Origin of the sequence: Priestia sp. LL-8 (assembly GCF_036227845.1) — a bacterium.
Taxonomy (GTDB): domain Bacteria; phylum Bacillota; class Bacilli; order Bacillales; family Bacillaceae_H; genus Priestia; species Priestia zanthoxyli.
In genome coordinates this window covers 247,501-261,347 of record NZ_JAZAQH010000001.1, presented here as the reverse complement: position 1 = coordinate 261,347, position 13,847 = coordinate 247,501, and the positions used below count along the sequence as shown (strand labels likewise).

Annotated in this window: 12 protein-coding genes, 2 rRNA genes and 1 riboswitch (1 of these 15 running past the window's edge); all 14 genes read right to left on the bottom strand. The window is 41.1% G+C overall.

The features are described from left to right. Nucleotides 1-10: 10 nt before the first annotated feature. A complete protein-coding gene (gene purH, locus U9R83_RS01455) occupies nt 11-1,549 on the bottom strand; it encodes a bifunctional phosphoribosylaminoimidazolecarboxamide formyltransferase/IMP cyclohydrolase (RefSeq protein WP_025752921.1) in 1,539 nt (512 codons plus the stop codon). Between the two features lie 103 nt (nt 1,550-1,652). Then, the gene (gene purN / locus U9R83_RS01450) at nt 1,653-2,231 is read right to left on the bottom strand and encodes a phosphoribosylglycinamide formyltransferase (protein WP_014461934.1); all 579 of its coding nucleotides are present in this window, start codon (nt 2,229-2,231) and stop codon (nt 1,653-1,655) included. Further along, entirely contained in the window at nt 2,228-3,265 is a 1,038-nt protein-coding gene (gene purM, locus U9R83_RS01445; protein WP_014461935.1) for a phosphoribosylformylglycinamidine cyclo-ligase, read from the bottom strand. Before purM ends, purN begins: the two co-directional genes overlap by 4 nt. A 26-nt stretch (nt 3,266-3,291) precedes the next feature. After that, nucleotides 3,292-4,707 carry an amidophosphoribosyltransferase gene (purF, locus tag U9R83_RS01440; protein WP_042992377.1) on the bottom strand — a complete coding sequence of 472 codons (1,416 nt, stop codon included), beginning with the start codon at nt 4,705-4,707 and terminating at the stop codon, nt 3,292-3,294. Next, the gene (gene purL / locus U9R83_RS01435; protein ID WP_182421572.1) at nt 4,683-6,914 is read right to left on the bottom strand and encodes a phosphoribosylformylglycinamidine synthase subunit PurL; all 2,232 of its coding nucleotides are present in this window, start codon (nt 6,912-6,914) and stop codon (nt 4,683-4,685) included. The genes purF and purL overlap by 25 nt, the downstream gene beginning before the upstream one ends. Next, the gene (gene purQ / locus U9R83_RS01430) at nt 6,898-7,584 is read right to left on the bottom strand and encodes a phosphoribosylformylglycinamidine synthase subunit PurQ (RefSeq protein WP_013055039.1); all 687 of its coding nucleotides are present in this window, start codon (nt 7,582-7,584) and stop codon (nt 6,898-6,900) included. The genes purL and purQ overlap by 17 nt, the downstream gene beginning before the upstream one ends. Further along, nucleotides 7,581-7,832: a phosphoribosylformylglycinamidine synthase subunit PurS gene (purS, locus tag U9R83_RS01425; RefSeq protein ID WP_014461938.1), complete on the bottom strand. Its 252-nt coding sequence runs from the start codon at nt 7,830-7,832 to the stop codon at nt 7,581-7,583. The genes purQ and purS overlap by 4 nt, the downstream gene beginning before the upstream one ends. Before the next feature lie 7 nt (nt 7,833-7,839). After that, on the bottom strand, nt 7,840-8,547 hold the full coding sequence (gene purC, locus U9R83_RS01420; protein ID WP_115652926.1) for a phosphoribosylaminoimidazolesuccinocarboxamide synthase: 708 nt from the start codon (nt 8,545-8,547) through the stop codon (nt 7,840-7,842). A gap of 74 nt (nt 8,548-8,621) precedes the next feature. Next, entirely contained in the window at nt 8,622-9,914 is a 1,293-nt protein-coding gene (gene purB, locus U9R83_RS01415) for an adenylosuccinate lyase (protein WP_013055036.1), read from the bottom strand. Beyond that, entirely contained in the window at nt 9,911-11,056 is a 1,146-nt protein-coding gene (gene purK / locus U9R83_RS01410; protein WP_042992379.1) for a 5-(carboxyamino)imidazole ribonucleotide synthase, read from the bottom strand. The genes purB and purK overlap by 4 nt, the downstream gene beginning before the upstream one ends. Then, nucleotides 11,049-11,537, bottom strand: a complete 489-nt coding sequence (gene purE, locus U9R83_RS01405; protein WP_014461941.1) for a 5-(carboxyamino)imidazole ribonucleotide mutase — start codon at nt 11,535-11,537, stop codon at nt 11,049-11,051. Before purE ends, purK begins: the two co-directional genes overlap by 8 nt. A 128-nt stretch (nt 11,538-11,665) precedes the next feature. After that, a riboswitch (purine riboswitch) is annotated at nt 11,666-11,767 on the bottom strand. 84 nt (nt 11,768-11,851) lie between these two features. Then, nucleotides 11,852-12,052 carry an NETI motif-containing protein gene (locus U9R83_RS01400; protein ID WP_014461942.1) on the bottom strand — a complete coding sequence of 67 codons (201 nt, stop codon included), beginning with the start codon at nt 12,050-12,052 and terminating at the stop codon, nt 11,852-11,854. 166 nt (nt 12,053-12,218) lie between these two features. Further along, a 5S ribosomal RNA gene (rrf, locus tag U9R83_RS01395) occupies nt 12,219-12,334 on the bottom strand. A gap of 63 nt (nt 12,335-12,397) precedes the next feature. Then, nucleotides 12,398-13,847: ribosomal RNA gene (locus U9R83_RS01390) — 23S ribosomal RNA — on the bottom strand; it runs 1,486 nt beyond the window's last position.

Genomic DNA, 13,847 nt, shown 5'->3' with positions numbered 1-13,847 from the left:
CTTCACCTCATTAATGTTTAAAATGTCTTACGCCTGTAAATACCATTGCGATGCCGTATTCATCTGCTTTTGCAATTGACTCTTCATCACGAATTGATCCGCCTGGCTGAATAATAGCTGTGATTCCTGCTTTAGCTGCTGCTTCTACTGTATCGCCCATTGGGAAGAACGCATCTGAACCTAAAGCTGAACCTTGTGCTTTTTCACCAGCTTGTTCAATCGCAATTTTTGCAGCGCCTACGCGATTCATTTGACCAGCCCCTACGCCAATTGTCATGTCATCTTTTGCAAGTACAATAGCATTAGACTTAACATTTTTAACAACTTTCCATGCTAATTTTAAATCTGCCCACTCTTTTTCTGTTGGCTCACGTTTCGTTGGAACAGTAATCGTTGCATCATCAAATCCGAATACGTCTTCATCCTGAACAAGCACGCCGCCTTTTACAGATGTTAAGAAAGCTTCTTTTTCTGCTTTTTCATCAAGCTCTATCGTTAGTAAACGAAGGTTTTTCTTAGCTGTTAATACATCTAATGCTTCTTGATCGAACGCAGGAGCAATGATGATTTCTAAGAAAATTTCTTTTAACTGAATAGCCGTTTCACGGTCGATAGGACGGTTAGCTGCTACGATGCCGCCAAAGATAGATGTAGGATCCGCTTCGTATGCTTTTTGATAAGCTTGAGCAATTGTTTCACCCACACCTACACCGCAAGGATTCATATGTTTGATTGCTACGATAGCCGGCTCTTTGAATTCTTTTACGATTTGAAGAGCTGCGTTTGCATCGTTGATATTATTGTATGATAACTCTTTTCCATGCAGCTGCGTAGCTGTTGCAATAGAACCTTTTTGTGTTAACGGCTTTTTATAGAAAGAAGCTTGTTGGTGAGGATTTTCTCCGTATCGTAAGCCTTGAACACGCTCATACGTTACTGTTAATTTCTCAGGAGTTGTTTCACCTGTAATATTTGTTAAGTATTCAGCGATTAATGCATCATAAGCTGCCGTATGACGGAATACTTTTGCTGCTAATCGTTGGTTGGTTTCAAATGAAACATTGCCATCTGCTTTTAACTCTTCTACTACGGTTGCGTAATCGCTTGGATCTACTACAACTGAGACAGAACGATAATTTTTCGCAGCTGAACGAAGCATTGTAGGTCCACCGATGTCAATATTCTCAATCGCTTCAGCAAGCGTTACATCCTCTTTTTCAATTGTCTTTTTAAATGGGTATAAGTTTACAACTACAAAGTCGATTGGCGAGATATTATGCTCTTTCATTTGAGCTTGATGCTCTTCATTATCGCGTAACGCTAATAAAGCACCGTGAACGTTAGGATGCAATGTTTTTAAACGGCCGTCTAAAATTTCTGGGAAACCAGTTACTTCAGAAATTCCGATAACGTCAATGCCGTTTTCTTCTAGGGTACGCTTTGTACCGCCAGTTGAAATAATTTCTACTCCTAAGTCCTTTAATTCTTGTGCAAATGAAACAATACCTTCTTTATCAGATACACTAATAAGCGCGCGTTTTGCTGTCATTTTGTAAACTCCTCCTGATCCGATCTCTCATTTAAAATCTTTCTTTCACTACTACTCTACCATAGTAAAGGATTAAAACTTTTTTGACAAGGTTACATCCTATTTATTTAACTGCGGCTTGTTCAAATAATTCATTCAGTACCGCGGGATAAAATTGATGTTCAATTTCATGAATACGGGCCTCAACTGTTTCTCTTGTATCGCCTTTTTCAATGCGAATAGCCTGCTGGTCAATAATTGGTCCTGTATCCATGCCTTCATCTACAAAATGCACGGTAATTCCAATCACTTTTACTCCTGCATCAAAAGCTTGACCAATAGCATCAATCCCAGGAAATGCAGGTAAAAGCGAAGGGTGAATATTAACAATACGATTTTTGTATGGCTTAAGCAACGTCGAACCAACTAATCGCATATATCCTGCTAAAACAAGAAATTCTACTTTAGCTGATGTAAGCTCTGCAAGAATTGCTGCTTCATACGCTTCTTTATTTTCATAGTTTTTAGGCGAACAAACAAAGCATGGTATTCCACATGCTTTTGCTCGTTCAATTACGTATGCATCCGGTTTATTACAAACAACAAGCGCAATATTTGCTTTTAATCGACCTGACTGAGTTGCTTCGTAGATGGATTGAAAGTTACTGCCGTTTCCAGAAGCAAACACTGCAATATTTATCATGCAAACGTCCCTCCAGCAAATTCAACACCTGTTCCTTCTTTTACACGTCCGATAACAAATGCTTTTTCGCCTTCGTTTTCAATTGCTTCAATGACTTTATTCATATCTTCAGGTTCAACAGCTAAAACAAATCCGATTCCCATGTTGAATACTTCAAACATTTCTTTACGGTCTAGCTTGCCTTGCTCTTCAAGGAAATCAAACACGTATGGAATTGGCCAAGAACCGTAATCGATTTCGACACCTAAACCTTCAGGAAGCATACGAGGGATATTTTCAACAAATCCGCCTCCAGTAATATGAGCCATACCTGCCACCTTAGCTGCATGTAATGCTTTTAGGACTGGCTTCACGTATATTTTTGTTGGCGTTAATAACTCAACTCCGAGCTTTTCATTAAAACCAGCGTAAGTTTCGTGAAGATTTAATCCTTGATCATCAACAATTTTACGTACAAGAGAGTAGCCATTGCTGTGAATACCGCTAGATGAGATACCGATCAACAGCTGTCCAGCTTTAATCTCATCTCCAGTGATAATTTCTGACTTTTCTACTGCTCCTACTGTAAACCCTGCAAGATCATATTCATCTTCTTCGTATAAACCTGGCATTTCAGCTGTTTCTCCGCCAATTAACGCACAGTTGGATTGTTCACAGCCGTCTGCAATTCCTTTTACAATCGATTCAATTTTTTCAGGAACTGCTTTCCCGCAAGCAATATAATCTAAGAAGTAAAGAGGCTCTGCTCCTTGTGCTAAAACGTCGTTTACACACATGGCCACTGCATCCACACCGATTGTGTCATGCTTATCCATTTGAAAAGCAAGTTTCAATTTTGTTCCTACTCCATCTGTACCAGAAACAAGAACAGGCTCTTTTAAATTCAATGTAGATAAATCAAACATTCCGCCAAAGCCGCCGACTGTTCCCATAATACCTGCACGAGCAGTGCGTTCTACGTGCTTTTTAATACGTGAAACAGCTTCATATCCTGCTTCTAAGTCAACTCCAGCTTGTTTATATGAATATGACATGTTGTCACTCCTTTTTTACGTTAAAACTAACAAGTTACCTTTTCATGAGGGTGTACAGTATCTGGATAAATTTCAGTTGGATACTTTCCAGTGAAACATGCCATACACTGTCCGCCATTGCCTTCATACTGTCTGCCGATTGCATCTACTAACCCTTCGTTGCTTAAGAAAACAAGTGAATCTGCTTCAATTAATTCACGAATTTCTTCAACAGAACGCGTAGCAGCAATTAGCTCAGAGGATGACGACGTGTCAATTCCATAGAAACATGGATTTTTGATAGGTGGTGAACTGATGCGTACATGTACTTCAGTTGCTCCTGCTTCTCGAAGCATACGAACAATGCGTCGGCTTGTTGTGCCGCGAACGATAGAATCATCTACCATAACAACACGCTTACCCTCTACAATTTTACGTACGGGAGACAACTTCATTTTTACACCTTGTTCACGCAGTTCTTGTGAAGGCTGAATGAATGTACGGCCTACGTATCGATTCTTAATTAAACCTAATTCGTATGGGATCCCGGACTGTTCTGCAAAACCGATTGCTGCTGAAATACTTGAATCCGGAACGCCTGTTACAACGTCTGCTTCAATTGGTGACTCAACTGCAAGTTGTTTCCCAAGGTTTTTACGAGCAGAGTGAACATTGATTCCATCAATATTGCTATCTGGTCTTGAGAAATAAATATATTCCATACTGCAAATTGCGCGGTTTACATTTAATGTGAAACGTTCTGATTGAATACCTTCATCGTTAATAATAAGTAATTCACCAGGCTCTACATCACGCTCATGAACCGCTCCAACAATATCAAACGCACACGTTTCAGAAGCTACTACATAGGCATCACCTAATCGTCCAATCGATAATGGACGCAGTCCGTGAGGATCAAGTGCAACCATCATTGTATCTTCTGTTAAAATAACGAATGCGTATGCGCCTTTAACCATTGATAAAGCATTTTTCACTTTATCTTTCATATCTTCATAGCCGCTTCGTTTAATTAAATGAGCCAGTACTTCTGTATCAGATGTTGATTGAAAAATACTCCCTTGGTTTTCCAGCTGATGCTTTAATGCATTTGCATTAACCAAGTTTCCATTATGAGCTAACGCAATGCTTCCGCTATGAGAGCGGAAGTGAAGGGGTTGAACATTTTCAAACCCTCCGCCTCCAGCTGTTGCATAACGAACGTGTCCAATTGCTGCTTTACCGTTTAGTTGCTCTAACTCTCCGTGGCCAAATACTTCGTTAACAAGGCCGACGCCTTTCATCACTGTTACTTTTTCACCGTCTGTTACAGCAATACCAGCGCCTTCTTGTCCGCGGTGTTGCAAGCTATGCAAACCGTAATAAGCAATCTGGCTTGCGTTTTCATGTCCCCATACACCGAATACGCCACATTCTTCGTTTAAGCCTTTGATTTCAGCAAGCATGGAAGCGCTCCTTTCCAAGCAGTAGTTAATTCTTCAACTGATAACTGAACAAGAACACTTTCTTGATGTTTAACAGTTAATGTTGCATCTTCTGTTACGCGACCTACTAATGCTGCATCTTGTACAAGCATTTCGAATTTTTCTTTATTCTCTGGTGAAACCGTTACGATAAAGCGTGATTGTGTTTCACTGAATAGCTCTGCTGTTGCTTCACCGTTTACCGTTACGTTTACACCTAATCCGCTGCCGTTCATCACTTTTTCAGCTAGAGCTACCGCGAATCCTCCTTCTGCAATATCGTGAGCAGACTGAACTGCACCTTCACGAATTGCTTGAAGAAGCTGATCTTGACGTGTTTTTTCAATTGCTAAATCTAATTTAGGTGAATGGCCGAATACCGTACCGTTTTCTAGTACTTTTTGAAGCTCAGTACCTGCGAATTCTGCTTCAGCTTTACCAATAACATAGATTAAGTCATCTTTTTTCTTCGCATATTGAGTTGTAATATGGTTGATATCCTCGATCAAACCAACCATTCCAATAACAGGAGTTGGGTAAATTGCTTCACCTTTTGTTTCATTGTAAAGAGATACGTTACCACCGATAACCGGAGTCGATAGCTCACGGCAAGCGTCGCTCATACCGTCTGTTGCTTTTTCAATTTGCCAGAAGATTTCTGGTTTTTCAGGGTTACCGAAGTTTAAGCAGTCTGTAATCGCAAGAGGCTGTGCACCAGAACATACAAGGTTACGAGCAGCTTCTGCCACTGCGATACGGCCGCCTACTTCCGGGTCTAGGTATAAATAGCGAGAGTTACAGTCTGTTGTCATCGCTAATGCTTTATTTGTATCACGTACACGAACAACCGCCGCGTCAGATCCAGGAGATACAACTGTGTTTGTACGTACTTGGTAGTCATATTGGTTGTAAACCCACTCTTTGTTTGCAATCGTAGGCTGTTTTAAAAGCGTTACTAACATATCACTGTGATTTTCAACAGTAGGAGCATATGCTGACTGCTCTTGGAACTCACGATAGTATGCTGGTTCTTGAGATGGTTTGTGGTATACCGGTGCATCTTCTGCTAATGCATCTACAGGAACATCTGCTACTACTTCTCCGTTGTGAGTTAAACGAAGGCGCTTATCGTCGGTTACGTGACCAACTGAAACAGCTTCTAATCCGTATTTTTCAACGATTTCTACGATTTCATTTTCACGGCCTTTTTCAACAACGATGAGCATGCGCTCTTGAGATTCTGAAAGCATCATTTCATATGGTGTCATGCCTGTTTCACGCTGAGGTACAAGATTAAGGTTCATTTCAATACCAGAACCTGCTTTACTTGCCATCTCTGCTGAAGAACTTGTTAAGCCCGCGGCACCCATATCTTGAATGCCGACTAAAGCGTCACACTTGATAAGCTCTAAGCAAGCTTCAAGAAGAAGTTTTTCCATAAATGGATCTCCTACTTGTACAGCAGGACGTTTTTCATCTGACTGATCAGATAGCTCTTCAGAAGCAAATGTAGCGCCGTGGATACCGTCGCGTCCCGTTTTTGCTCCTACGTACATAACCGTGTTGCCAACGCCTTTAGCTTGACCTTTTTGAATGTCTTCGTGGTTAATTAAACCAACACACATAGCGTTAACAAGCGGATTTCCTTCATATGAAGCTTCAAACTGAATTTCTCCTCCTACTGTTGGGATTCCTACACAGTTACCGTAACCTGCGATTCCCGCTACTACTTCCTCAAACAAATGACGAACCTTTGGAGATGTTAATTCACCAAAACGTAAAGAGTTTAAAAGTGCAATCGGTCTTGCTCCCATTGAAAAGACGTCACGAATGATACCACCTACGCCAGTTGCTGCTCCTTGATAAGGCTCAATCGCTGATGGATGGTTATGACTTTCGATTTTAAATACAACGGCTTGGTTGTCACCGATATCGACGATACCAGCTCCTTCACCAGGACCTTGTAATACTTTTTCACCCGTGATAGGGAATTTTTTCAGTACAGGCTTAGAGTTTTTATAACTGCAGTGCTCTGACCACATAACAGAGAATAAGCCTGTTTCTGTATAGTTAGGAGTACGACCAAGCAGTTGCTCTACATTTGCAAACTCTTCGTCTGTTAATCCCATGTCTCGATATAACTTTTGTTCTTTAATTTGCTCTACATTTGGTTCAAGAAGTAACGACATTTTGTTCCCTCCACTGCTTTACGATTGATTGAAATAATTTAAGTCCGTCCGCGCTTCCTAAAAGATCGCTTACCGCTCTTTCTGGGTGAGGCATCATTCCTAATACGTTGCCTGTTTCGTTCGTAATCCCTGCAATATCTTGAAGACTTCCGTTTGGATTATCACCTGCGTATTGGAAAAGAATCTGGTTGTTTTCAATCAATTTTTGTAACGTGTGTTCATCACAATAGTAGTTGCCTTCACCGTGTGCCACTGGAATAGCAATTACTTCATCTTTGCCATAAGCATTTGTAAACATTGTTTCGTTATTAGCTACTTTTAAATTCACTGTTTTACAGATAAATTTTAAGTTTTCATTACGGCGCATAGCACCTGGTAGTAATCCTGCTTCTAATAAAATTTGGAATCCATTACATACGCCTAGTACTGGCTTTCCTTGGCTTGCTGCTTTTTTTACAGCGTCCATTACATTTGAGAAGCGAGCGATAGCACCTGAACGAAGGTAATCTCCATATGAGAAACCGCCTGGAAGCAAGATACCATCATATTGATCTAATGATTCTGTATCGTGCCAAACGTAATCTACTTCTTCACCAAGCTCATCTTTGATAGCATGATACATATCTACGTCACAGTTTGATCCTGGAAAAACAATTACAGCAAATTTCACTGTACGACAACCTCCTCAACCTCGTAACGGTAATCTTCAATTACTGTATTAACTAAAAGCTTTTCACACATTTCTTTTACGCGTTCATCTAATGAATCTGTGCTGTCGATTGTTAGCTCTAAAAATTTACCGATGCGTACTTCTTGAACTTCTTCATAAGACATACGGTGCAATGAATTTTTAACGGCTACTCCTTGAGGGTCTAATACACTTTCTCTTAATGTGACAAATACTTTTACTTTATACATGGTTGGGTTATCCTCCGATTCGCTGTAAGATTTTTTCGTATGCTTCTGTTAAACCGCCTAAGTCTCTGCGGAATACATCTTTATCTAATTTTTCGTTCGTATGAACATCCCAGAAGCGGCAAGTGTCAGGTGAAATTTCATCCGCTAAAATAATGTCGCCTTGAGAAGTACGGCCGAATTCTAATTTAAAATCTACCAAGAAAATGTCTTTATCTTTGAAAAATTCCGATAATACTTCGTTGATTTGAAGTGCTTGTGCCTTTAAACTATCAATCTCTTCTTGAGTTGCAGCCTTAAGGAAAATTGCATGTTCTGCAAGAATTAACGGATCACCAAGCGCGTCATCTTTATAGTAAAGTTCAACGATTGGCTGTTCAAAGCGAATACCTTCTTCTACGCCAATTCGCTTCGCAAGGCTTCCTGCTGTAGCATTTCGTACAACAACTTCAAGCGGAACAATCTCTACTTTCTTAACCGCTTGTTCATGATCTGAAAGCTGCTTCACAAAGTGAGTTGTAATCCCTTGCTCATGTAACATTGAAAATAGTAAACTACTAATTTGGTTGTTCAGCTGTGCTTTCCCGCTAATCTCTGCCTTTTTCTGACCGTTGAATGCTGTAGCTTCGTTTTTATAAGCAACCCACAATACATCTTGCTCATCAGTAGCGTAAATTTTTTTCGCTTTTCCTTCATAAAGTAACTCTTGCTTTTCCATGCTGTCACCTCTACATACAGAATATTCAGATACACTTTCTTAGATAAAGGCAAGGACGTGCCTTGCCTTTTTTATTAAAGACCTAAACGTTCAAAAATCATATCTACATTTTTTAAATGGTGCTTATGATCGAAGCAATCTTCAATCTCTTCTGGTGATAAGTGGCGAGTAATACGCTCTTCGCCTTCAATTAAAGAACGGAAAGGAACTTGAGTTTCCCATGCTTCCATTGCTTTTGGCTGTACTAAGTCGTATGCTTCTTCACGTACCATACCTTTATTAATTAATGTTAACAGTACACGCTGTGAGTAAATTAACCCTAGTGTACGATCCATGTTGCGCTTCATGTTGTCAGGGAATACTGTTAAGTTTTTAACAATATTTGCAAAACGATTTAACATGTAATTTAAAGCAATCGTTGCATCAGGTAAGATGACACGCTCTGCCGATGAATGAGAGATGTCACGCTCATGCCAAAGCGGTACATTATCATAAGCTGTAACCATATAGCCGCGAATTAAGCGAGCAAGTCCCGTTACGTTCTCAGAACCGATTGGATTACGTTTATGAGGCATTGCAGATGATCCTTTTTGACCTTTTGCAAAGTACTCTTCAACCTCACGTGTTTCACTCTTTTGAAGACCGCGAACTTCTACTGCAAATTTCTCAATAGATGTCGCAATTAACGCTAGGACTGACATATAGTGTGCATGACGGTCACGCTGTAATGTTTGCGTAGAGATTGGTGCTGGTGAAATCCCTAGCTTCTCACATACGTATTTTTCAACGAAAGGATCGATGTTAGCAAACGTTCCAACTGCTCCTGACATTTTACCGAATTCCACTTCAGCTGCAGCACGTTTTAAACGCTCTAGGTTACGCTTCATTTCTTCGTACCATAACCCCATTTTCAAACCAAAAGTCGTTGGCTCAGCGTGTACACCGTGCGTACGTCCCATCATAACCGTATACTTATGTTCTTGAGCTTTTTCCTTTAGTACTTCTACAAAGCGCTCTACGTCACTTAGCAAGATTTCATTAGCTTGCTTTAATAAATAAGATAGTGCTGTATCAACTACGTCAGTTGAAGTCAAACCGTAGTGTACCCACTTGCGCTCTTCACCAAGCGTTTCAGATACTGCACGAGTGAAAGCTACTACGTCATGACGTGTTTCTAGTTCAATTTCATTGATGCGGTTAATATCAAAAGATGCATTTTGACGAATTAACTTCACATCTTCTTTCGGAATGTGTCCTAATTCTGACCATGCTTCGCAAGCTAGAATTTCAACTTCTAACCAAGCTTTAAATTTATTTTCTTCTGTCCAAATAGCTGCCATTTCTGGTCTTGTATAACGTTCAATCATGTTGTTACTTCCTCCGTTCTTTCCCAAATTCCTAGAGATTCGGCTTTTTCTATCGCCTCATCTATCTTATCAGCTAATACCGTGATATGTCCCATTTTTCTCTTCTCTTTTGCAACTTTTTTTCCGTACAAATGCAAGTGCATATCATCTAAACATTCGATTTTTGCCATTGTGTTCTCAATATGTTCCCCTAATAGGTTAACCATAACAGCAGGTTTTAATAAAGTCGGCTGTGCTAGGGTCCAGTTACAAATGGCTCTTACATGCTGTTGAAATTGAGAAAGATCACAAGCATTGATTGAATAATGACCTGAATTATGAGGTCTAGGCGCCATTTCATTTATATAAATCTGACCTTCTTTAGTTAGAAACATCTCAACTGCTAACGTACCAACTAAATCTAATCCTTTTGCTATTTCCTGCGCATATTGAAGAGCTTTCGCTTCTTGATCTGCTGTAATACGTGCTGGAACAATCGTTTGGTGCAAAATATGATGCTTATGAATGTTCTCAGCTACTGGTAAACATACCGTTTCGCCTTTTGCATTGCGGTGTACAATAACTGATACTTCTTTATCTAAGTTCATCCACTGTTCTACAATACATTCTGATTGCGCTAATAGCTCAGCTGCTTCACGAATATTATTCTCATTTTTCACTAGAACTTGCCCTTTACCGTCATATCCGCCTCGGCAAGTTTTTACGACACATGGATAACCAATTGTTTCGACAGCTTTTAAAAGTTCTTCTTCAGTCGTAACGATTGCGTAATCAGGAACATCTAGATTAAGCTTTGTAATCATTTCTTTTTCTAAACGGCGATTTTGTGTAACGGCTAGTAAATGACTGCCCTGTGGCACGTAGCATTTTGTTTCTAGCCATTTCATCATCTCAACATCAACGTTTTCAAATTCATAAGTGATGACATCTGACACTTCAGCAAGCTGTTCAACCGCTTTTCTATCATCATAGTTGCCAATGACTTTAATATCTGCTACTTGACCGCAAGGAGAATCCTCTGTTGGTTCAAGCACTGCAATGTAATAACCCATTTCTTTAGCAGATAGTGCAATCATTCTCCCAAGCTGTCCACCGCCTACGATTCCAATTGTTTTACCAGGAGGTATAAGTAAATTAGACAAGTTGATCACTACTTTCTAACACAGATGATTTAATAGACTCTCTACGATTTTCAAGTTGATCACTTAACGTTGAATCCTGTGTTGCTAAGATTTGTGCTGCTAGCAACCCAGCGTTTGTAGAACCAGCTTTTCCAATAGCTACTGTAGCTACCGGTACGCCGCCTGGCATTTGAACAATCGATAAAAGTGAATCTAAACCGTTTAAGTTACTTGATTTAACTGGTACACCTATTACAGGTAAAATTGTTTTTGCAGCAATCATACCAGGCAAGTGAGCAGCACCACCAGCGCCAGCAATAATAACTTTAATCCCTCGTTCTTTAGCAGTTTCAGCATATTCAAACATATAATCCGGCGTTCGATGTGCTGATACAACTTTCTTTTCATATTCAATATTTAATTCATCTAAAATGTCACACGCATATTTCATAGTGCTCCAGTCTGACTGACTGCCCATTACAACAGCAACTTTTACATTCATGAATAAAAGCTCCTTTTTCACGTTATAAAAAAACCTAGGGTATGTTATGGCTCACTAAAGGAAAGCCACAACTACCCTAGGTTTCATGTATCAATATTCCTTTTGAAAAGGAATCATGTTTACCTATTTAGTAATTGTACTCTCCTCATAGTCCAATGATTTACGGTCATCGGGTAGAAACTCGTGGGCCATATTCCCACTATTATATGAGGTTTCGGATATCTCAATTGACAACTTAATAATAACAGCCAAACCAGAAAAAAGTCAACCCAAAAATCGAATGTTTACTATTTTTATCATTAAAATGTTCGTATTTAGAGACTTTTCCCTTCGAAAACAATCTGTTGCTTTACCGGAACATACTCTTTTTTACCATTTATTTCTTTTTCTTCAAAGATAGGCTTTTCCATTCGTCGAACGGGCATATACCCATCTTTTTTCATCCGATCTAAACAACTTGCGATTGTTTCATTTTCCTGTAATTCGTATAGTACTTTTTTTGATTTCTTACCCAAAATGCAGCCTCCAGTTTGAAAGAAGTTTCTTACAACGTCAAAAAGAACTTTTATAATAAAAAATTAAATGAATCCACTATAGTGTAACATAATTTAAAAGTTAAATTCACGCTGTAATTTTTAGAAACAAAAAAGACTAGTCATTGAATGACTAGTCTTTTTATTGGCCTGGCAACGTCCTACTCTCACAGGGACAAAGTCCCAACTACCATTGGCGCTAAAGAGCTTAACTTCCGTGTTCGGTATGGGAACGGGTGTGACCTCTTCGCTATCGCCACCAGACAAGAGATTGCTCTCTCAAAACTAGATAACAGTTTGCTGAGCAAAGCTTACGCTTTTAAAGTTTTGGTTAAGTCCTCGATCGATTAGTATCAGTCAGCTACACATGTCGCCACGCTTCCACCTCTGACCTATCAACCTGATCATCTTTCAGGGATCTTACTAGCTTACGCTATGGGAAATCTCATCTTGAGGGGGGCTTCATGCTTAGATGCTTTCAGCACTTATCCCGTCCACACATAGCTACCCAGCGATGCCTTTGGCAAGACAACTGGTACACCAGCGGTGTGTCCATCCCGGTCCTCTCGTACTAAGGACAGCTCCTCTCAAATTTCCTACGCCCACGACGGATAGGGACCGAACTGTCTCACGACGTTCTGAACCCAGCTCGCGTACCGCTTTAATGGGCGAACAGCCCAACCCTTGGGACCGACTACAGCCCCAGGATGCGATGAGCCGACATCGAGGTGCCAAACCTCCCCGTCGATGTGGACTCTTGGGGGAGATAAGCCTGTTATCCCCGGGGTAGCTTTTATCCGTTGAGCGATGGCCCTTCCATGCGGAACCACCGGATCACTAAGCCCGACTTTCGTCCCTGCTCGACTTGTAGGTCTCGCAGTCAAGCTCCCTTGTGCCTTTACACTCTACGAATGATTTCCAACCATTCTGAGGGAACCTTTGGGCGCCTCCGTTACATTTTAGGAGGCGACCGCCCCAGTCAAACTGCCCACCTGACACTGTCTCCCGGCCCGATCAGGGCCGCGGGTTAGAATTTCAATACAGCCAGGGTAGTATCCCACCGACGCCTCCACCGAAGCTAGCGCTCCGGCTTCTCAGGCTCCTACCTATCCTGTACAAGCTGTACCAAAATTCAATATCAGGCTACAGTAAAGCTCCACGGGGTCTTTCCGTCCTGTCGCGGGTAACCTGCATCTTCACAGGTACTATAATTTCACCGAGTCTCTCGTTGAGACAGTGCCCAGATCGTTACGCCTTTCGTGCGGGTCGGAACTTACCCGACAAGGAATTTCGCTACCTTAGGACCGTTATAGTTACGGCCGCCGTTTACTGGGGCTTCGATTCAGAGCTTCTCCCAAAGGATAACCCCTCCTCTTAACCTTCCAGCACCGGGCAGGCGTCAGCCCCTATACTTCGCCTTGCGGCTTCGCAGAGACCTGTGTTTTTGCTAAACAGTCGCCTGGGCCTATTCACTGCGGCTCTCTCGGGCTATACACCCTACCAGAGCACCCCTTCTCCCGAAGTTACGGGGTCATTTTGCCGAGTTCCTTAACGAGAGTTCTCTCGATCACCTTAGGATTCTCTCCTCGCCTACCTGTGTCGGTTTGCGGTACGGGCACCTCCCGCCTCGCTAGAGGCTTTTCTTGGCAGTGTGGAATCAGGAACTTCGGTACTATAATTCCCTCGTCATCACAGCTCAGCCTTTATGATGAGCGGATTTGCCTACTCATCAGCCTAACTGCTTGAACGCGCATATCCAGCAGCGCGCTTACCCTAT

Excerpts from the sequence above, each read along its gene's own strand:
- purF (WP_042992377.1), bottom strand. The coding sequence starts at position 4,707 with ATGCTTGCTGAAATCAAAGGCTTAAACGAAGAATGTGGCGTATTCGGT.
- purH (WP_025752921.1), bottom strand. The coding sequence starts at position 1,549 with ATGACAGCAAAACGCGCGCTTATTAGTGTATCTGATAAAGAAGGTATT.
- purC (WP_115652926.1), bottom strand. The coding sequence starts at position 8,547 with ATGGAAAAGCAAGAGTTACTTTATGAAGGAAAAGCGAAAAAAATTTAC.
- purB (WP_013055036.1), bottom strand. The coding sequence starts at position 9,914 with ATGATTGAACGTTATACAAGACCAGAAATGGCAGCTATTTGGACAGAA.
- purN (WP_014461934.1), bottom strand. The coding sequence starts at position 2,231 with ATGATAAATATTGCAGTGTTTGCTTCTGGAAACGGCAGTAACTTTCAA.
- purM (WP_014461935.1), bottom strand. The coding sequence starts at position 3,265 with ATGTCATATTCATATAAACAAGCTGGAGTTGACTTAGAAGCAGGATAT.
- purS (WP_014461938.1), bottom strand. The coding sequence starts at position 7,832 with ATGTATAAAGTAAAAGTATTTGTCACATTAAGAGAAAGTGTATTAGAC.
- purL (WP_182421572.1), bottom strand. The coding sequence starts at position 6,914 with ATGTCGTTACTTCTTGAACCAAATGTAGAGCAAATTAAAGAACAAAAG.
- purE (WP_014461941.1), bottom strand. The coding sequence starts at position 11,537 with ATGAATGTAAAAGTTGCTGTTGTAATGGGCAGTCAGTCAGACTGGAGC.